This is a genomic window from Maribacter sp. MAR_2009_72, assembly GCF_007827235.1.
Taxonomy (GTDB): Bacteria; Bacteroidota; Bacteroidia; order Flavobacteriales; family Flavobacteriaceae; genus Maribacter; species Maribacter sedimenticola.
This window is the reverse complement of the sequence record NZ_VISB01000001.1, coordinates 600,582-620,304: the sequence shown is the minus strand read 5'-3', so window position 1 is coordinate 620,304 and position 19,723 is coordinate 600,582. Positions and strand designations below refer to the sequence as shown.

22 protein-coding genes are annotated in these 19,723 nt (G+C 37.0%); 12 read left to right on the top strand and 10 right to left on the bottom strand.

The window, feature by feature from the left end; translation table 11 throughout:
- Positions 1 to 303 precede the first annotated feature (303 nt).
- The 3 genes from JM81_RS02550 (at position 304) to JM81_RS18655 (ending at position 2,237) form a co-directional block, all read left to right on the top strand.
- Positions 304 to 678 carry a PleD family two-component system response regulator gene (locus tag JM81_RS02550; RefSeq protein ID WP_089260322.1) on the top strand — a complete coding sequence of 125 codons (375 nt, stop codon included), beginning with the start codon at positions 304 to 306 and terminating at the stop codon, positions 676 to 678.
- Between the two features lie 660 nt (positions 679 to 1,338).
- Entirely contained in the window at positions 1,339 to 1,926 is a 588-nt protein-coding gene (locus JM81_RS02545) for a hypothetical protein (protein WP_315897739.1), read from the top strand.
- Positions 1,927 to 2,021: 95 nt separating this feature from the next.
- Positions 2,022 to 2,237, top strand: a complete 216-nt coding sequence (locus JM81_RS18655; RefSeq protein WP_315897738.1) for a helix-turn-helix transcriptional regulator — start codon at positions 2,022 to 2,024, stop codon at positions 2,235 to 2,237.
- Between the two features lie 70 nt (positions 2,238 to 2,307).
- Here the strand turns inward: JM81_RS18655 and JM81_RS02540 are convergent, their stop codons facing one another.
- From JM81_RS02540 to JM81_RS02530, 3 genes are all read right to left on the bottom strand, one after another.
- Positions 2,308 to 3,627 carry a sensor histidine kinase gene (locus tag JM81_RS02540; protein ID WP_144800561.1) on the bottom strand — a complete coding sequence of 440 codons (1,320 nt, stop codon included), beginning with the start codon at positions 3,625 to 3,627 and terminating at the stop codon, positions 2,308 to 2,310.
- Positions 3,628 to 3,842: 215 nt separating this feature from the next.
- Positions 3,843 to 4,850: an LLM class flavin-dependent oxidoreductase gene (locus tag JM81_RS02535; RefSeq protein ID WP_144800560.1), complete on the bottom strand. Its 1,008-nt coding sequence runs from the start codon at positions 4,848 to 4,850 to the stop codon at positions 3,843 to 3,845.
- A 196-nt stretch (positions 4,851 to 5,046) separates the two neighbouring features.
- Positions 5,047 to 6,261 (bottom strand): patatin-like phospholipase family protein, encoded by a 1,215-nt coding sequence (locus tag JM81_RS02530; protein ID WP_186435515.1) that lies wholly within the window; start codon positions 6,259 to 6,261, stop codon positions 5,047 to 5,049.
- Positions 6,262 to 6,553: 292 nt separating this feature from the next.
- Between JM81_RS02530 and JM81_RS02525 the strand changes: the two genes are divergently transcribed.
- The 6 genes from JM81_RS02525 to JM81_RS02500 all read left to right on the top strand — a co-directional run bounded on the left by JM81_RS02525 (position 6,554) and on the right by JM81_RS02500 (position 11,395).
- Entirely contained in the window at positions 6,554 to 7,138 is a 585-nt protein-coding gene (locus tag JM81_RS02525; RefSeq protein ID WP_144800558.1) for a TetR/AcrR family transcriptional regulator, read from the top strand.
- A gap of 1 nt (position 7,139) precedes the next feature.
- Complete coding sequence (locus JM81_RS02520) at positions 7,140 to 7,805, top strand: NAD(P)H-binding protein (RefSeq protein WP_144800557.1); 666 nt, start codon at positions 7,140 to 7,142, stop codon at positions 7,803 to 7,805.
- Between the two features lie 9 nt (positions 7,806 to 7,814).
- Positions 7,815 to 8,447 (top strand): NAD(P)H-dependent oxidoreductase, encoded by a 633-nt coding sequence (locus tag JM81_RS02515; protein WP_144800556.1) that lies wholly within the window; start codon positions 7,815 to 7,817, stop codon positions 8,445 to 8,447.
- A 32-nt stretch (positions 8,448 to 8,479) separates the two neighbouring features.
- Positions 8,480 to 9,640, top strand: coding sequence for an iron-containing alcohol dehydrogenase (locus JM81_RS02510; RefSeq protein WP_144800555.1), 1,161 nt, complete (start codon positions 8,480 to 8,482; stop codon positions 9,638 to 9,640).
- 129 nt (positions 9,641 to 9,769) lie between these two features.
- The gene (locus JM81_RS02505; RefSeq protein ID WP_144805559.1) at positions 9,770 to 10,669 is read left to right on the top strand and encodes a DMT family transporter; all 900 of its coding nucleotides are present in this window, start codon (positions 9,770 to 9,772) and stop codon (positions 10,667 to 10,669) included.
- Between the two features lie 114 nt (positions 10,670 to 10,783).
- A complete protein-coding gene (locus JM81_RS02500) occupies positions 10,784 to 11,395 on the top strand; it encodes a DEAD/DEAH box helicase (RefSeq protein WP_144800554.1) in 612 nt (203 codons plus the stop codon).
- A 32-nt stretch (positions 11,396 to 11,427) separates the two neighbouring features.
- Here the strand turns inward: JM81_RS02500 and JM81_RS18565 are convergent, their stop codons facing one another.
- From JM81_RS18565 to JM81_RS02475, 7 genes are all read right to left on the bottom strand, one after another.
- Entirely contained in the window at positions 11,428 to 11,550 is a 123-nt protein-coding gene (locus JM81_RS18565; protein WP_261374939.1) for a hypothetical protein, read from the bottom strand.
- Positions 11,551 to 11,736: 186 nt separating this feature from the next.
- The gene (locus tag JM81_RS02495; protein ID WP_144800553.1) at positions 11,737 to 13,635 is read right to left on the bottom strand and encodes a monovalent cation:proton antiporter-2 (CPA2) family protein; all 1,899 of its coding nucleotides are present in this window, start codon (positions 13,633 to 13,635) and stop codon (positions 11,737 to 11,739) included.
- Between the two features lie 49 nt (positions 13,636 to 13,684).
- A complete protein-coding gene (locus tag JM81_RS02490; RefSeq protein WP_089260343.1) occupies positions 13,685 to 14,218 on the bottom strand; it encodes an NAD(P)H-dependent oxidoreductase in 534 nt (177 codons plus the stop codon).
- Between the two features lie 30 nt (positions 14,219 to 14,248).
- Positions 14,249 to 14,872 (bottom strand): MarC family protein, encoded by a 624-nt coding sequence (locus JM81_RS02485; RefSeq protein WP_144800552.1) that lies wholly within the window; start codon positions 14,870 to 14,872, stop codon positions 14,249 to 14,251.
- Positions 14,873 to 15,008: 136 nt separating this feature from the next.
- Complete coding sequence (locus JM81_RS18370) at positions 15,009 to 15,146, bottom strand: hypothetical protein (protein WP_186435514.1); 138 nt, start codon at positions 15,144 to 15,146, stop codon at positions 15,009 to 15,011.
- A gap of 89 nt (positions 15,147 to 15,235) precedes the next feature.
- Positions 15,236 to 16,069 carry a DUF4437 domain-containing protein gene (locus JM81_RS02480; RefSeq protein WP_144800551.1) on the bottom strand — a complete coding sequence of 278 codons (834 nt, stop codon included), beginning with the start codon at positions 16,067 to 16,069 and terminating at the stop codon, positions 15,236 to 15,238.
- A gap of 6 nt (positions 16,070 to 16,075) precedes the next feature.
- Complete coding sequence (locus tag JM81_RS02475; RefSeq protein ID WP_144800550.1) at positions 16,076 to 16,750, bottom strand: NAD(P)H-dependent oxidoreductase; 675 nt, start codon at positions 16,748 to 16,750, stop codon at positions 16,076 to 16,078.
- A gap of 234 nt (positions 16,751 to 16,984) precedes the next feature.
- Between JM81_RS02475 and JM81_RS02470 the strand changes: the two genes are divergently transcribed.
- The 3 genes from JM81_RS02470 to JM81_RS02460 all read left to right on the top strand — a co-directional run bounded on the left by JM81_RS02470 (position 16,985) and on the right by JM81_RS02460 (position 19,721).
- On the top strand, positions 16,985 to 17,353 hold the full coding sequence (locus tag JM81_RS02470; RefSeq protein WP_144800549.1) for a winged helix-turn-helix transcriptional regulator: 369 nt from the start codon (positions 16,985 to 16,987) through the stop codon (positions 17,351 to 17,353).
- 210 nt (positions 17,354 to 17,563) lie between these two features.
- Positions 17,564 to 18,304, top strand: coding sequence for an SDR family oxidoreductase (locus JM81_RS02465; RefSeq protein ID WP_144800548.1), 741 nt, complete (start codon positions 17,564 to 17,566; stop codon positions 18,302 to 18,304).
- A gap of 19 nt (positions 18,305 to 18,323) precedes the next feature.
- Positions 18,324 to 19,721 carry an NAD-dependent succinate-semialdehyde dehydrogenase gene (locus JM81_RS02460; RefSeq protein ID WP_144800547.1) on the top strand — a complete coding sequence of 466 codons (1,398 nt, stop codon included), beginning with the start codon at positions 18,324 to 18,326 and terminating at the stop codon, positions 19,719 to 19,721.
- The last annotated feature ends 2 nt before the right edge of the window (positions 19,722 to 19,723 follow it).

Below are 19,723 nucleotides of genomic sequence, written 5' to 3'. Positions count from 1 at the left end.
GAGAGGAAATTGGTTGTATAAATGTAATTACTTAATTATTAGGAAGTTATAATTTTGTGCATGTTGATAGTTATCTTGTAGGAATTGCACTTTTTTTGTAGGAATTTGTAGAGAATCGATGTAAGCCTACATTGGTCTAACCCCAATTTGGACCTGGTTATTGACCGAAGAAAAATGTCATTGAGCCGTGCTTAGGTACTGAGCGTTAGATTATAAAGAACTTTCAGGCAATTCATCTGAAATTATTTTCCATAATTGAAGTATGCGGTAATTTTCGCCTTTGAAAAATCGTATTCTATTTTTATGAAGCTCGAATTAGTTATTGTTGATGATTCCCCATTATGGCTATCCCTTGCAGAGAAACTGGCCAGCGCACACCCTTTGGTAGGCGGTGTTCTTACTTTTGAAGATTCCTATGATGCATGGATACATATACAGATTGCCAAGCCACAGGTGGTGATGGCAGATATTGAAATGCCGGGAATGAACGGTTTTTCCTTTTTAGAGATGTACGGAAATCGCTTACCGTTCATATCTAGCTCTACTAAATTGGATTTTGAGGTAATTGCCAGGGAGCTGGGGTGCGTTGACTTTATTGCCAAACCCTTCTCCAAGCAGGCATTTTTTAAGTCCATCGATTTGGTGTATGACAGGATTTATGGCAAGAGAAGTGCTTAATACTCGGATTATACTTTATCATACTGTTTTAAAGAAATTTCATAAGCAACGTCTTTGAGCGTATGTTTTAGAAGTATAGGAAACCATTAAGAAAGTATGTTTTTAAGACTTAAGTTTTAATTACTATGCGATAAAAAAAGAGCTTGTAGGAATTGAATGCTACAAGCTCTTTTTGTAAAATTTTTGATTCTTTATCTAATCAAGACCAACAATTTAAAAAGTGGTCTATACTACTTTTTCATATTAACGATACCAATGGGTGGTAATAAGGTTTCCATAGAACCAATGTGTAAGCCAGTTGGATTGGATTTTGCCGCAACACCAGGAGAGCCCTATGGTAAATCGTAAGATTCGCCAAAGGAAGGCACCAATGAAACGCCATTGTGGGTAATACTTGCCGTACCCCTAAAATCATCTAAAAATTTGTTGTTGTCCCAGCGTTATTATTTTGGGCACAAACCATAAAACAAAAAAGACATAGTGTAATTGCTACTACGTTATTCATGGAAGTTACTTTACCTTTCGATACAAATTTAGGATAAGAAAGAAGGCAGGGTAATACCCAAATGACGGATGTTTATACCCTAATTACTGAATTTTAGATTAGGGTTTGATTACATGGTAATCAATACGCTATCTTTATTTTAAATATAAAGGGCCATGAAGAATATTTTAGAAATTAAAACCATTGCAGATTATTTTAAATTGCGAAATTATGAAGTGTTGCACCCGTTGGTAGGTATCGTAGATTTTGATAAAGTAAACAAGGACGGATACTCCAATAGGGCTTACGATGGTTTTCATTATGGGTGTTATGCCATTTTTTTAAAGGATGCTGTGGGTTGTAAAATAATGTACGGGGGCAATTCTTATGATTATGATGAGGGTACGTTGGTTTTCATGGCACCTAACCAAACTATTGAATTTGGTGGGTACGACCCCAATTATGTACCAAAAGGCTATGCATTGCTATTTCACCCAGATCTATTATTGGGTACCGATTTGGCCAAAAAAATACACGAGTTCAATTTCTTTGCCTATTCTAGCAATGAAGCTTTGCATTTATCGGCGAGAGAACGGAAAGTGATTTTAAGTTTATTGGATAAAATCCAGTTTGAATTGGAATTACCGATAGATAAACACAGTAAGAAACTGATCGTGACCAATATTGAGCTGTTTTTAGATTACTGCCTTCGTTTTTATGACCGTCAATTCATTACACGAGAAGTGGTTAACAAAGAAACTTAGAAAAGTTCGATAATCTTCTTAGCGGTTATTTTTCATCGGATAAGCCAAAAACAAATGGATTACCATCGGTAGGATATTTTGCGGATCAACTGCATTTGTCTTCCAATTACTTTGGTGATTTGGTAAAAAAGGAAACCGGAAAATCAGCTCAAGAATATATACAGGGCAAACTTATTGAGGTTGCAAAGGAGAAAGTCTTTGACCCTAACAAAACCGTAAGTGAAATAGCTTATGAATTGGGGTTTAAATATCCCCAACATTTTAGTCGCTTGTTTAAACAAAAAGTAGGGTATTCCCCCCAAGGAGTTTAGGGCGTCCATTAATTAATAAATGTTCACTTTGACCAATTTTACTTTTGAAGTTTGCCGCTGTTAATTGGTTTTATTTAGGAATGGTAAAGAAAAAGGTACTACCCTCCCCTTCCTTGCTCTCTACCCAGATATTACCCTTGTAATAAGTGACAATTTTTTTGACAATGGAAAGTCCAATGCCCGAAGAAGAGCCTGTACTTTCCAATTTTGTAAACACCTTAAAAATACGGTCATAATATGTAGATTTGATACCTACCCCATTGTCCTTGACATAAAATTCAAACTCATTATCCTTTTCTTCCATACCAATATTAATTTTTCCTTGGGGCTTGTCGCTATAATCAATAGCGTTCTGAATAAGATTTTGAAATATCTGTTTAAACCTCCAGGTATTACCGTAAATGTGAGGTAGATTTTTTTGGACCTCAATTTTTATATGTTCTGGTACCATTAAAGTCTGAACAACTTCGTCCACAATAATGTTGAAATCAATATGTTTATCATCGCTCTCCAATCGGTCTATAGTGGAATAATTTAAAATACCCTTGATCAGAAAATCCATTTTTTCCACATTGAACATCACTTGATGCAAGGGCGCCATGGCACCTTCATCCAAAACTTCTTGATTATCGTCCATAAACCAACTGATCAAGGTACTTATGTTGATAAGCGGAGCTTTTAAATCGTGTGATACAACGTGGGCATACTCGTTCAGTTCCTCGTTTTGGCGAGATAGGTATTGCAATAGTTCCTCTTTCTTTTGTTCCTGTTCCTTAATACGCTCCTCATTTTCCTTACGTTGTATAACATTGACGAGCATGTTTGCAAAAACAAAGAGTATTTCCTTTTCAAGGTCGTTGTATTTATTGATTTTCCGAACAGAATCAAACCCAATGAAACCTATTAATTCTTTGTTTTTAATTTTAGGTATGGTAATTAGACTTTTAATTCCCTGTGGCTCTAAAACCGCACGTAGACCTAATTCCCCATCTTCCGGTAACTGACTTACATCTTCCACAAAAAATGCCTCACCGTTCTTATGAGCTTCAACCCATTGCGGAATAAAATCTATGGGAACGTTCTGTAGATTTTCAATTTCAGGTTCTATATCCTTGGCACACCATTCATAAGTGTTAGAAGTGGTATTGTTGACCAAATCATAGGAAAAAATATAACTTCTGTCAGATTCAACAAATTCCCCTATCTGTTGCAGCGATTCGCGAATCAACTTATCAATATCCGATAAATCTGAATTGATATAAGTGGTAGAGATACTGATCAATAATTCTTGAAAACGCAATTGCCTTTCAATAATGGAATCCTTCTCCAACGGATTTAAATTTGCAATTGAATTTTGCACTAGAGGCGAAACTTTACGTGTCTTGTCCATATTCGATGTTTTATTCAACTACTAAGATTTACAACGTTTAATGTGAGAAACGTTTTTAAAAGTGCATAGGTAAACCTTAATACATACTTTAAAAATAGTGTTTTTTAAAAACTTATATGACATAAAGTAATTCAATCTCCCATACCGGAGAATCTAATGACAGCTATTACGATTTCGGTATATTTAATTAGGTATAATTTCCCTAAAATAAATAATTACTGCCCACTGTTAAGCTCCTGCATGATTTCGGCAAAAAGCTCATAGGAGCGTATTTTAGCGTTAATGTCGTAAATATTGGTAACGCCAATAAGCTCATCTACCTGGCTTTGCTTTAAAAATTCCTGCACCTGCTTTTTAACCGTATCTTTACTACCTACAAAGGAGTATTTAAGCATTTGGTGAACTTGAGGATTTTGAACGATATCCCTTAACTCATCGGTCATTTCAGTAGGTGGTTGTACAAAATCTCGCTTACCGGTAAAAATACCAACGATCATGCGTATCAACGATGTATATAGACGTTCCGCCTCTTCATCGGTATCTGCAATGATACAGTTTATTCCGGCTATCATGTATGGTTGCGCTAATTCTTTGGAAGGTTGAAATTCCGTACGATAGATTTCCATGGCATTCCATAAATGTGTTGTTGCAAAATGGCTGGCAAAAGCATACGGAAGCCCATTATTGGCCGCCAAATGCGCACTGTCCGTACTAGAACCCAAAATGTAAATAGGGACATGGGTGCCTTCTGCCACTGTAGCACGTATTTTAGCATTCGCATTCTCCTTAGAGAAATAAGTCTGAATTTTTTGCAGTTCCGTTGGAAAGGATTGTGCCGCCTGCATAAAATCTGAACGGATGGCCATTGCGGTTTCCCTATCCGTTCCCGGTGCCCTGCCCAGTCCCAAATCTATTCGGTCGGGATAAAGTGATGCCAATGTGCCAAACTGTTCCGCAACGATCAAGGGAGAATGGTTGGGCAGCATGATTCCTCCAGACCCCACGCGTATGGTTTTGGTCCCCTGGGCAATATACCCTATTAAAATAGAGGTTGCACTACTCCCAATATTTGGGGAATTGTGATGCTCTGCCAACCAATAACGCGAATACCCATAACGTTCTGCATGTTGCGCCAATTTAAGACTGTTGTCAAATGTCCGTTGCAGTGTATGGTCTTTGGATACTAATGCAAGATCTAAGATGGAATATGTAGTTTTTTTCATTTATGTGCTACTAATACTATGTTTAGACTTTTTTATGAAGCCATTTTTAGGAAATATTTTAAATTGAAAATCATTCCCTTAAAAAAGTTAGCGATAGATTTTGTCGCTATGGTCATAAGAACCTTACAGTTTAAAAGCAGTGCTTTTTAGGTAACACAAGTGAACAAGAATGAAACAAATAATTTTATGGATTTGGTTACGAGGCACTTTCCCATTTGCGCCATCTTTCCATGCCGTCTTTATAGGTTTTGTTCCCTTCTATGCAGCGTAAATCGTTGTTGCGTTCAACCTTAAATTCTATAGGTTGATTATATATATGTCCGTTTTTCCAGGCTTCGTAACATTCCAATAAAGTAAGTACTTCCTCATCTTTGGTCACATCCATATCCAATTGATATAGTTTTTCAATAAGGGGGATTACCTCTGTTGGTGTTTGCTGGTCAAAATGAATCAAAGGGGATAAACGTATCATGTTCTCTTTTGGCGTTTGCCCAGTAGTTGCCCTTAAGAACATCATGGCAATATAATTGGCAGTATCGGGCGGTTGATATAAAATTGTCTTTGCCTGATTGAATACGGTAGCTTGGAAAAACTTTAATTGATGTCCCAGTTTTAAAAAATGTAGTTTTTTTCTCCTGAATTGCTGGGCCGTTTGTTTCCAATTCCAAAATTTGGTCTTGTCATGAAGGGACATTAAGCTATTGCTGGTCCCTAGGGAAACCACCCTGATATTGTTTAGTTCAATTCCCAATTTATAGGCTTCAATGATACCGGATAATACCGGATTATTGAATCCGCCCAATGCACCATCCCACAGCTCATAAAATATCTCACTGTCCTTAGCCTTAAACCTGACAGGAAAATCAAAATATTGTACCGGTGCGTTAGATGAGCCGTTAATCGCTTGGGTAAGCCTGACCGAATCATGGCCGTGTTCGCCGCCTATATAGGATTTAAAAAATTTTGCACGGTTGTTCAGTGCGTCATAGGTGCATACTACCAATTTTAGGGAGGCTTTGCCAATGGCCAAGGGCAATTCCGACATCTGCAACTTATCAATATTCGGAAAGAGGTGTTCAAAAGCTTCCTTTTTCTTTTTTGAACTGTATTTAGGTCCAAATCCTATACCAATTAAGCGTAGATAATCTACCGGAAAAAAGCGGTCTGCAAATCTGTTTTTATGAAATATGAGCGTTCTGTTCTCTTTTAACTTGAAAAGTGCAATGGCTTCATTTAGCGTATAATTTTCGGCTAAAGCGGCAAGGACTATACTGCCGCCGGAATTGGCAATAACCAAATCAAATTTCTGTAAAAGATCATGTCCTTTGATATTACCGTAGCGGTCTTTTAAGGTCAACAACTGAATTATTGCCCAACTTCCACCGCCGTCTAGGGATAAGATTTTAAACATTTTCAATAATGTATTAAAGCCCATTTGATGATGGCACTTGATCAAAACGATAAAGGAGGGGGAACTACCTTGATTGTATGCATTAAATTTAACGATAGCATTTTAAAAACCATTATAGAAGAACCTTAGAATATATGAGGAAGTATTGTTTTTTCGATGAATGGTCACTTTTTAATTGAACTTCATATAAAAATCTACCCCCCCCCTACCGAATATGATTGAATATAAAGTTGTGTTAATAAAAAAGAATGAACGTTCATTTTTAATAGATTTGTAATCTAGTTTAGGAATTATGGCAGCACTTCAGAAAAGTATTGATAAAAGAAATGCACTTATAGAGGCAACAATTGAACTGGTTAACAATGACGGTTTTCATGCTACTCCAATGAGCAAGATTGCTAAAATGGCCAATGTATCTCCAGCTACGATCTATCTTTATTTTGATAATAAGCAGGACTTGGTGAACAAAACTTATATTGAGGTAAAATCTAGATATACCGCGTATGCCTTTGAAACATATAGGGAATCCATGTCCGTCGAAGAAGGATTTGAGGTTATTTGGAAACGTATTGCAGATTTTAAGTTAAAGGAAGTCGCCGATGCCATGTTCCTGGCACAGTGCGATAATACCCCTATGATCGATGAACCCAGTAGACGTGAAGGCATTAAACACTTGCAACCTCTATTGGACCTATGGGCACGTGGTAAGGCTGAAGGTATCATCAAACCCATTTCAGATTATCTACTATACGCTTATTCCATTAATCCGTTATCGTTCTTAATGCTTGTTGAAAATAGAGGAGCTATCAAAATTGGGGCCCAAGAGCTAGAGGAAGCTTTTCAAGCAGCGTGGAGCAGTATCAAAATCAATCGATAAAATGAAGAAAACAGCCATAATTTTAGGAGCTACAGGTTTAACAGGTAGTATTTTACTGCAAAAACTAGAACGGGACGACCGTTACGGTACTATAAAATTATTTTCAAGGTCTAGGATAGAAGGGCTTTCCAATAAAGTAGAGCAGCATATTGGCGATGTCCTTCAGTTGGAAAAGTTCAAAGATCATTTTATGGCCGATGAGGTTTACTGTTGTATTGGTACAACGACCAATAAAACACCGGACAAGGAACTTTATCGTAAAATAGATATGGGTATTCCTGTAACTGCCGCTCAACTCTCTAGGCAAAATGATATAAAGAAATTTTTGGTCATATCCGCAATGGGTGCGGATAGGGATAGTCGCATCTTTTACAACAGGACCAAAGGTGAAATGGAACAAGGGGTGCTAAAACAGGAAATTAGGTACACCTCCATATTAAGACCTTCACTTATTGATGGCGACCGTGATGAACAACGTACCATGGAAAAAATAGGTATCAAGATATTTAAGGTCTTAGAGCCTTTATTTGTTGGGCCTTTAAAAAAATATAAGATTATCCAGGCAGAAGAGATAGCCCAAGCAATGATCAATTTGGCAAATGCTTCCAGTCATGCGGCGGTAATTATTACATCGAACGATATTAAACAATTAGCAAAAAAAAATTAAAAGGAATTTATGGAATTATTGGATAAATTAAATTGGAGATACGCGGCAAAAGCAATGAATGGCGAAAAAGTTGCAGAAGAAAAGATTGAGCGTATTTTGGAAGCTGCAAGATTGGCCCCCACTTCCAGCGGATTACAACCCTTTGAAATTATTGTAGTAAAGAATCAACAGGTCAAGGAAGAGATAAGGGCGGTAGCATGGAATCAATCCGTTATTACAGATTGTTCGCACTTACTGGTGTTTGCCGCTTGGGATACCTATACGGCAGATAGAATAAACTATATGTTTGATCTAACCAATGATATAAGGGGATTTAAAAATGAAGGTTGGGAAAATTACCGTCAAATGCTATTGGGGTCCTACCCTCAAAAAAGTGAAGAGGAAAATTTTAACCATACTGCAAAGCAGGCCTATATAGCTTTTTCCCAATCTATAAGTGCAGCGGCTTTTGAAGGGGTAGATGCAACTCCCGTAGAAGGTTTTGAACCGGATGCCGTAGATAAGATTTTAGGGTTGCGAGATAAAGGATTGCGTAGTACGGTCTTGTTGCCTATAGGGTACAGAAACGAGAGCGAGGACTGGTTGGTCAATTTAGAAAAAGTTAGAAAACCAATGAAAGAATTGGTAACTGTAGTAGAGTAAATTATTTAAAAATGCTATAAACTAGAAAAGAGATGAACAATTTTGAATTTAAGAATCCTACCAAAATTATTTTTGGTAAGGACACGATAAAAAAGTTGGAAAATGAAATTCCTGAAAATGCAAAGGTCCTGTTTTTATATGGGGGCGGAAGCATTAAAAAGAATGGAATTTACGAGCAAGTAAGTAATGCATTATCAAATGTAAAAGTTATTGAGTTTGGAGGCATTCCCGCAAATCCAGAATATGATGTTTTGATGGATGCCCTAAAAATTATCAAGGAACAACATATTACCTATCTATTGGCCGTGGGCGGAGGTTCCGTAATTGATGGAACCAAGTTTCTTTCTGCAGCAGCAGTATATGATGGCGATACGCCTTGGGATATATTGACAAAGAATATTAGGACCCAAAAGGGAATGCCTTTTGGTACCGTATTGACCTTACCGGCTACAGGTTCAGAAATGAATTCAGGAGCAGTAATTACTAGAGCGTCAACCAAGGAAAAATTGGCTATGGGCGGACCAGGATTGTTTCCGGAATTTTCAATATTAGATCCACAGGTAATACGTTCAATACCGGAGAGACAATTGGCCAATGGTATAACGGACGCTTTTACACATGTCTTGGAGCAATATATGACCTACCCTATTGAAGCAACTTTACAGGACAGGTTTGCGGAAAGTATTTTGCAGACCCTTATTGAGGTTGCACCAAAAGTATTGAAAAATCCATCTGACTATAAGCCTGCGGCAGATTTTATGTGGAGTTGTACAATGGCGCTTAATGGGTTGATCCAAAAAGGAGTTCCTGGAGATTGGGCAGTACATATGATGGGCCATGAACTAACGGCATTATTCGGTATAGACCATGCACGTACATTGGCCATTGTAGCCCCAAGCCACTATAAATATAATTTTGAAGCTAAAAAGGCAAAATTAGCACAATATGGTGAGCGCGTATGGAATATTACGGAAGGCAGTCAGGATGATAAAGCTTATGCGGCCATTGAAAAGACAGAAGCTTTTTTTAAACAACTTGGGATAGCCACAAAATTATCTGATTATACCGAAAAATATGAAGGTACTGCCGAAGAAATTTCAAAACGTTTTACCGATCGTGGTTGGAATGGATTGGGAGAACATCAAGACCTCTCCCCGGATAAGGTTGAAAAGATCGTGAAAATGGCATATTAAGTAATTTTCTGTAAATGATACAAAAAGGTTTCCGATAAGGAAGCCTTTTTTTATTGGGGACTTTCTCTAAATCCAGACGATAAGTCTTTGTAGGTGGTATTGTTAAAAACCAATATCTTCGCAGCCGTTATGTGGATGTACCTAGGTCTTTTGGCGGCATTGTTTTTAGGCTTGCATAATTTATGCAAGAAGCATGCGGTACAAGGAAATGAGGTATTTCCCGTGTTATTGGGAACCATATCCGCAGGATTTTTGTTACTCCTCCCCTTCTACATTGGTTCTCATTTTTATAAGGATTATATGATGGGCATTCAGTTATATATTACCGATATTTCTTGGAAGACCCATGGTTACATCTTGATTAAATCAATGATTATGGCTACATCATGGCTATTGGCGTACCAAGCTTTAAAACATTTACCCATAACCATTGTAACACCTATACGTTCGGCCGGACCATTTTTTACCTTTATAGGAGCTATTACCATTTATCAGGAAAAGCCTAATTTTTATCAATGGATCGGTTTTTTTATCATTATATTCTCTGTATTACTTTACTCCAGAATAGGAAAGAAAGAAGGAATCCATTTTAAGCGGAACAAGTGGATATTTGCCATAATTGGGGCTACCTTTTTAGGAGCATCCAGCGGACTTTACGATAAGTTTTTAATACAAAGCTTAACCTTAAATCCACAGACATTGCAATTTTGGTTCTGTTTTTATACCGTACTTATTTTGCTTCTCATCTTATCTGTTATGTGGTTTCCATATGCCGAAAAGAGAAAAGCGTTTAAATGGCGGTGGTCCATACCTTTGGTAGGTATTTTGTTACAAGTGGCAGATTACTTTTATTTTAAGGCGTTACAGGATCCAGATGCGTTGATCATGCTATTATCCGCTATAAAGCGAAGTCAGATTTTAATAGCTGTGGTAGTAGGAGGTTTTATCTTTAAAGAACAGAATAAGCGTAAGAAATTAGTGCCGCTAACCGGAATTATGTTAGGGGTTTTTCTCATTCTATATGCATAAGGTATGGTTGTTTTTCCAAGACTCTTTAATAGTCCATTAGTTTAGGTACTCCCATAGTAGTCTGTATATTTGCAAACAGAATTTCCTTTATTTAAAAGTAGTAATTGTTGAATTATGTCATTTAAAAAATTACATCCACATCTTAAAGAAGCATTTGAGCGACTTAAAGTTGAGGGGCCTACACCGTTCCAAGAAAAAGGTATACCTGTAATAAAAAGTGGAGCCAATGTCTACTGTATTGCACCAAACGGTAGTGGTAAAACAACTGCTTTGATTCTCACTACCCTACAAAAAATAAAGTGTAGCGCGTTAGGTAATGCGCCCAGGGCGTTGGTCTTGGTGGAGGATAAGGAACGGGTCATTGAAATGCACGATGCGTTTCAAGAGTATGTAAAATATACGGATGTTAGGGTATATATGGGATATAAGGAACTACATGTGGATATTCAAAAATCTGAAATATTTGAGGGAATAGATATATTGATCACAACGCCTACCAATTTGCACAAACTATTCTTGTTGAACGGGGTAAGCACATCACAATTACAAATTTGTAGTATTGATGATGGAGAGTTCCTAAAACAGAAATCGGAATACAATGCCATGTTGGCCATATCCCAAAGTATTTTTAAATGTCAATATGTGCTGTATGCGGAACAGATGAATACGATGCTTCAACGTTTTGAGGACCATTTTATGGAAAGGGCCAGAAAGGTAAAATTATAAGCGATTGAATTGGTAAACAGGAACTCTATATTCTATTCCTGTACTGAATTATTGGTGTGTAGCTCATCCAAAACATCAATTCCTTTGGCACATGATGTTATAACCAACAATAATATACTGGTGAATAAATGAATTCTATTGGCTATAATCTTCATGCTAAATTATTTTAGTGATATTATTATAACGGTACTACTATTTTATTTAGTGTATGAAATGGCCAACATTCGATAAATGACCACAATTTTTAAGAATATATTACAATTTAAAGAATTTCCAAGAAACAGAAATTCAAATTAACCTAAAATTAAGGGATTGCATAGTAATGGGAACATAGCGGAAATTTAGGAAGTGGAATTTGGATTGCTTTTATCCAAGGCTTTTCTGATCTGTTCACTATCCCAGTGGTTATCATAAGCCACTACGCCTCTTTCAAAATCTGCATTTAGTAACTTTTCCTGCTCCTCAAGTTCCTTCCTTGCCTTAAAAATATAATTTTCATCTTGTTTGGGTTCCGATGCCAATCTACGTAAACTGCTTTCATCATACTTGATGAAATTTTGTACTTGCCTATTCAAGGTATATTTTCTAAAGCCCAATTTACTAAGTACATCCTTGGCCAGTGCCAGTGATGTATCCAATGATTCCCTATAAATGTTTTCAATACCCATATTTAAAAGTTCATAGGCATCATATCTGTTTTTAGCACGTATCATTAATTCAACATGCGGGTATTTTTCCTTGACTAACTTGGTAACTTCTTTGGTAACCCCCGGATTGTCTATGGCACAAATTAAAATCTTAGCTTGTGCAATACCGGCAGATTCCAAAAGATCAATACGTGTGGCATCCCCATAATAGACTTCAAACCCCATTTTACGAAGAAAATCTACTCTATTGGAATCTTGGTCAAGTATGGTCGCTTCAATACCATGAGATCTTAAAAAGCGGCCCACAGTACTTCCAAAATGTCCAAACCCAACCAAAATGACATTTTGAGATTTTGCTATATGGTCCATTGGGCGTTTAATAGATTCTTTAGTACCAATTTTTGGTAATATGAATCGTTCATTAATAATACTGATTATAGGGGTCAATGTCATGGTCAGTGCGGTAATGACCAACATAATATCCATTTGCTCTTGGTCAAGGATATTTAATTGAAAGGCAAAGGACAAAAGTACAAAGGCAAACTCCCCTATTTGTGCCAAACTAAAGGTTAATAGCAACTTTTGGTCCAGCTTTAGACTAAAAACCCTGGCGGTTATCCATAAGACCAATGCCTTAATAAGGATTACGGAAATCAATATTCCTCCAATGGTGAACGGGATTTTAGCAATGACCACAAAATTTATAGATGCACCAACGGCAATAAAGAACAGTCCAAGTAACAGGTTCTTAAAAGGTTCCAACGTACTTTCCAACTCGTGCTTATATTCGCTATTTGACAATACAACACCACCCAAAAATGCTCCTAATGCTGGCGATAAACCAACATATTCCATTAAAAAGGATATACTGAATACAATGAGCAGTGCAGAGGCAATCAGTAATTCGCGTACTCCGGTCTGCGCTACTTTACGCAACATGGGAACGATCAAATACCTACCGGTTACAATAATCAATACGACCGATAAAATAATCGCCAAGGTTTGATAACCCAATGGCAGGCTATCCAATAAATTACCCGATGTTTCATGAGTGCCGGCAACTACCCCAGTTTCCGAACTGGACAACAGGGGAAGTGCCCCCAACATAAATATCACAATTATATCTTGAAACAATAATATGGAAAAGGCTGAGGTGCCAAAAGTTGTTTCCATAAGCCCTTTTTCCTTTATGGTTTGCATGGCTATTGCTGTGGAGGAAAGTGCTACGGCCATGGCCACCACCAAAGAAACTTTCCAATCAAAACCTATGGCATAAAAGAAGAAATACGTTATCAATAGCGTACCTGCCACCTGCAAGCCGCCCATCCCGGCAATGGTCTTACGCATATTCCAAAAATTCCTAGGTTCAATTTCCAGACCGATCAAAAAAAGCATGACTACCACCCCAAATTCCGCAAAGTGAAGAATATCCTCGCCTTCTTCCCCAATGAACCCCAATACGTATGGTCCTATCAACACTCCAGCCATAAGATATCCCAGTACGGAACTAAGCCCTAATTTTTTGGCAACCGAAACGCAAATTATGGCACCAAGTAAGAAAACTATGGCATCAAAAAGTATACTTCCCGTCATATTGATTTAATTTAAACTATTAACTTTTATACCGTCCAGAACAGGAATATTAAAATTGCTGTAAACTATCTATTAGCGCATTATAAGCGGCTCCATAACCATCTAGTTCTTCATTGGTCAATTTATAGGTGCCCATTACCGCAAAAGGCTTTTGATATTTCATGAGGCATAAATTGGCCGTTTGTTCAAAAGGTCTTAAAAATTCATTGATGGTATAACTGTTACTTCCTTGGGAACAGTACAGTTCTTTGGAGCCACCCGTAGTTATTGCATTTAAACATAGTTTATCCTGTAAAGCCTTACCTTTGGGTCCATATGCCCAGTTGAACTCGAGCACCATATCTATCCACTGTTTTAATAAAGGAGGACAACTGTACCAATACATAGGATGATGCCAAATAATGACATCATGTGCTTCCAACAATTTTTTTTCCGCGTCTACATCTATATGGAAATCCGGATATATTTCATATAGATCATGAAAAGTAACCCCCTCTTTTTTTGCAATGGCATTTATTAGAACTTGGTTAGCCCTGGATTTTTCATACTTTGGATGAGCGAATAAAACCAGCACTTTTTTCATGGTCAAATGTATATGGATATGGTCTGATATTTAGTTTGTAATCAAATCAAACGAAAGTTTAATACCTTCAATGATCATACCTGTGCCTATGATGGCAATGATCAATCCCATAATCTTACCGATTACGGATATAACATTATAGCCAACAAGCCGTACGATCAGATTACTGAGCCTAAACGTAAAATAGGTAAGTAAGCTCATAAAACCGAAAATTGCAATCACAATTATAATCTGTATAGGTTCTACGTTGGAGACAAAGTTCATTGAAGTAACAATGGTTCCCGGACCGGCCAAAATGGGTATAGCCAACGGGGATACCGCTATATTCTCATCAATATGCACATTTTTAATACTCTTAATACTGGATTGTTTGGATTGAAGCATATCAAACCCAATATAAAATATTAAAATACCCCCGGTTATCTTAAATGCAGGAATACTAATGTTGAACAGCTCAAAAATAAACTTGCCCAAAAGAACGAATACCAAAACAATTATAAACGCTATGATATTGGCTCTTTTATTGATATCCTGTTTGGTCCTGTTATCCGCTCCTTGGGTAAGCGACAGGAATACCGTCATATTGGATATAGGGTTGGTAATGGCAAAAAAACCAGTAAATACGGTAATAGAAAAGGTTATTAAATCATCCATTAGATAAGAAATTAGCTATCTAAAAAAATAAAGCGAACGTTTAAAAATAGCAACTTCTCCAATATTTTTTTAAAAAAGCAAAATTACTTGAATTTTGTGAGCTACGGTACATTAGAATTATAAAGCAAAGCCAAAATTATATGTTAGGAAAAAAACGATCGGTAATTTGTAATAATTCTTCTATTTTGGAAGCATTATAAGCATCCGTATGAGCTTTGTTATATCCACCACGGTTATTATCAAAATACTCACCTGTTTTTGCTAAATCTGTCATATTTAAATTGTACAGAATGTCAACTCCTTTTTTAGGGGAAATACCTACTTGTCTTACCTATCTTTCCTTTTCATAACAATTCTTATGGTTTATTTCACTTCAAAATCACCATTAGAGCGGATGTAAATAACCGTTTCTGTATCTGTATCCAACAAAGGCTCAGCATTTTCTTCAGCTCCAAAATAAGAACCTGGTTCTAAGACATTTTTAGCCTCCTTTATAGAAAATTGGTGGGTTACCTTGCCAGAGATAACTACAGCCCTAAAATTGGGACTTAAGTTTTTGATACTTCCCTTGAAACCTGCTGGCAATTTTAAAAGTGCGGCACGTAGCTGATTTTTTTGATGACTTCCCCATAAAAAGGCAGTTTGCACATTACTCTTTTCAGCAACCCATTGGATGTCGTTAGCGTTTAACCAAACCAAGTTTGTTTTATCAACATTTACAGGTCTTTCACCATTATCAAAGGCTTCTGATGTTGGTTTTACCAAATACGGACCTTCTTGAATGTCTAAAAACGCCATATTTTCTTCACCGTCAGCAGCGGTAATATGCGCTTCTCCTGCTGGTTGTTGCCAATAAGAACCTGCTGGTAAACATTGTTTTTCTGCTTTTTCATCATCATTATGTAATAAACCTTGTATTACTACACCTCTATAAGTAATGTTGTGAATGTGTGGAGGCGATGAAAATCCTTTTTTGAATTTTACCAAAAATCCCGTTGGTTCTTTTTTGGTTCTGTCTCCCCAAAGTTTTCCTGCAGCGGGACTCTTATCGCCTCGTAACGGATTTAACCAACCCCATTTTACATTATCTGCGGTTACCACTTCATTTACAGATTTTACCGAATCTGTTGTTGGTGTTTGTGCCGTTGAGATAACGCTAACTATAAGTATAAATAGTATTGTAAATGATGTTTTCATTGTGTTTTACTTCCAAGTTACAATGTCTTCAAAATTTCTTCTAGATTTAGGAAACTCTGGGTCCGCTTTTCTATATCCAAAGGCTGCCATAAAAGCTAGTCCGTATTTATCGGTATCAATTCCAAATTTCTCCTGTAATAAAGCCTCTGCTTTTTCTTGATGAAATCCTTCAATTGGGCAAGAATCTATGCCCGTTAATGCTGCTGATGTCATCATATTACCCAATGCTATATAGGTTTGTTTCGAAGACCAGTCGAACAACTTCTTATCCGTATCCAGGTTAAAATCGCGCTCCTGAAATTCCCTATAAAATTTAGAGTACATTTCTATAACTTCGGCAGGCATTTGTTTTACCTCTTTCATCATATGTTCAATATAAGGTGCGTTATGCTTTACCATAGGCGCTTTCATTACTAAACCTAAAACAAAGTGGCTGGCAGTATCTAATTTTAAAGGAGCGCCCCAAGCAACCGGTTTTAAAAGCTCTCTTAACTCTTTGTCTTGTACGACCACAAAATGCCAGGGCTCAAAACCAAATGAACTAGGCGATAAATGTGCCGTTTCTAAGATAAATTTCATATCGGCATCAGAAATGGTTTTGCTAGCATCAAATTCCTTAGTAGCGTGTCTGTAATTAAAAGCATTTAAAATGTCTTCCTTTGCAATGTTTGGTATTTTCATGTTTGTAACCTTTTATTAAATAATTGAATGTATACTATCAAAAGTATAGTTCAAAAGTAGAATGGCTATTTAGAACTTGCAATAACGGTCAAAAATGATAGTACTATAATTTAAGAATTGCATACTTATAAATAACTGATTGCTAATGAATTATAAAAAGTTAAATAAACTATAAAAAGTATAGTTGTATACTATATTATAGTTCGCTAATTTTAAAATATAAATTCAGTAGTCATGGAAATTGAACATAAAAAGCGCCTGATTAAGTATAATGATAAAATGTTTTCATGTACTACCAGTATTGCTATGGAATTAATTGGTGGTAAATGGAAGAGTGTTATTCTAATTTATTTGTTGAATGGAAAGAAACGCTATAATGAACTCTATAAATTAATTTCAACAATTACTGAGCGCACCTTGAGTTTACAGCTTAAGAAGTTAGAAGAGGATGGATTGATTACGCGACATGTTTATACCAAAAAACCTCCATTAAAGGTGGAATATCAATTAACTCCTTTTGGAGAGAGTTTGGCTCCGGTATTGACATCTATTGCTGAGTGGGGAAAAATTGTTGCCGCGGAAAAAGGAGAGGTAATCGAATAAAAACTTATCTAATTTTAATAATGTTTACTTAACAATAAACTATTGTCCTATTTCTGCAACCCCTTTTACTTATTTCAACCTTCCTTTTTTTTTAGCTCAAAAGCAATAATTCTATCCTCTATTTGCAAATAGGTCAATGCTAGTGGTAAACTAGTCAATCATACTTGTTCAGTGCTATTATCTTGCTCAGGAATCAAAAAAATATGAGTAATGAAAATAGAAAATAGTGTAATAATAGTAACAGGAGCTTCTAGTGGAATTGGCAAAGCTACGGCACATAAATTGGCTGCTCACGGAGCCAAGGTGGTATTAATGGCCAGAAGCGAGGATGAATTAAATGATTTAAAATCCAATATTGAGGAAGAAGGCGGAGAAGCATTAGTGGTTTCCGGTGATGTAACCAAAATGGAAGATTTTGAGAAAGTGGTTTCAAAAGCTAAAACCACTTTTGGCACTGTAAACGTTTTGATCAATAATGCAGGACTAATGCCGCTATCCTTTGTTGAAAAATTAAAGACAGAGGAATGGAATAAAATGGTTGATGTCAATATAAAGGGTGTTTTGAACGGTGTTGCAGCGGTACTGCCAGAACTTAAGAAGAATAAAGGCGGACATATCATTAACATCTCATCCATGGCTGCGCATCGCTATTTTCCAGGTGGAGCGGTCTACTGTGCAACAAAAGTAGCCGTAAAAATGTTTTCAGAAGGATTACGGCAAGAATTGGCCCCTAAATATGGAATCAATATAACTTCAATAGAACCGGGAGCCGTTGCAACTAATCTATTCGATACTATTACCGATGACGATATCAAAGAGAAAATGAAGGAAATGCAACAAATGGAAACTTTGGAAGCAGAGGATATCGCAGACGCCATTTATTATGCGTTGTCGCAACCTGCGCGAGTAAACATCAACGATGTGTATTTAGTGCCTAGCGAACAACAATAAATCATTAAAGAAAAAGAATATGTCTACGACAACAAAAAGAACAACATTTAAAACAATTGATCCAACCACGGGTAAGGAATTGACTACCTATTCCTATATGACAGATGACGAAGTAGAACAGTACATTCAACAATCCCATAAGGCATTTTTACAATGGCGAACCAAAAGTGTTGAGGAACGCGGAAAGGTAATTGAAAATATTGGTAAGGAACTACAGAATTATAAGGCTGACCTTGCCGAGCTGATGACCAAAGAAATGGGTAAGCTTTTAAAACAAAGTAAACAAGAGGTAGATCTATGTACCGCTATTTGCGATTACTCCGCCGCTAATGCTCCTAAGGTATTTCAAAAAGAGGAACGTGAGCTTTCCAATGGCGGAAAGGGCATTGTCACATATTCCCCAATTGGAATCATTTACGGTATCATGCCATGGAACTATCCAAGTTATCAGGTAATTAGGTATACCATAGCTAACTTAATGGCAGGGAACAGTATTTTGCTAAAACATGCGTCTAATGTAACCGGTACTGCATTATTATTAAAATCCATTTTTGATACGGCAGGATTGCCAGACGGTTTGTTTAATGTAATGGTAATTGACCATGACCAATCCAATACCATAATAGAGCACGAATTGGTACGTGGTGTAACCTTAACGGGAAGTTCCGGTGCTGGTGAAAAGGTTGGTGAACTTGCTGGTAAAAATTTGAAAAAATCCGTATTGGAGTTGGGTAGTAACGATGCGTATTTAATTTTGGACGATGCCGATATAGCCACAGCTGTGGAAAAGAGTGTTAAAGGTAGAATCTATAATAATGGGGAAACCTGTATTGCTGCCAAAAGATTTATTGCTACGGAGAAAGTATATGATAAGTTCAAGCAAGAATTTGTTAAAGCAATGAAAGCCTTAACCATTGGGGACCCCACTGCGGAAGATACGGAACTGGGCCCTATGGCAAGAAAAGATTTACGTGAAACCATCCATGAGCAAGTATTGAAAAGTATAGAAAAAGGAGCACGATTATTATGTGGCGGTGAATTAATGGATGGTGATGGGTATTATTATCCTGCAACGGTCTTGGACCAAGTGTCACCTGGTCAACCTGCTTACGACGAAGAGCTTTTTGGCCCTGTAGCTTGCTTGATCAAGGCCAAAGATGACGAGGATGCCATGAGAATTGCAAATGATAGCCGATTTGGATTGGGTGGCGGTATTTTTTCCAAAGATGTTGATAAAGCGGTAAAGTTGGCAGAACAACACTTTGATACCGGTATGATCTTTATCAACTCTTTTGGTTTAGCGGAGCCAGCTATGCCGTTTGGTGGGGTTAAAGACTCCGGTTACGGTCGTGAACATGGCGGTTTTGGTATGAAGGAATTTGTCAATGTAAAATCCATAATGATTTCAGAAGATTGATT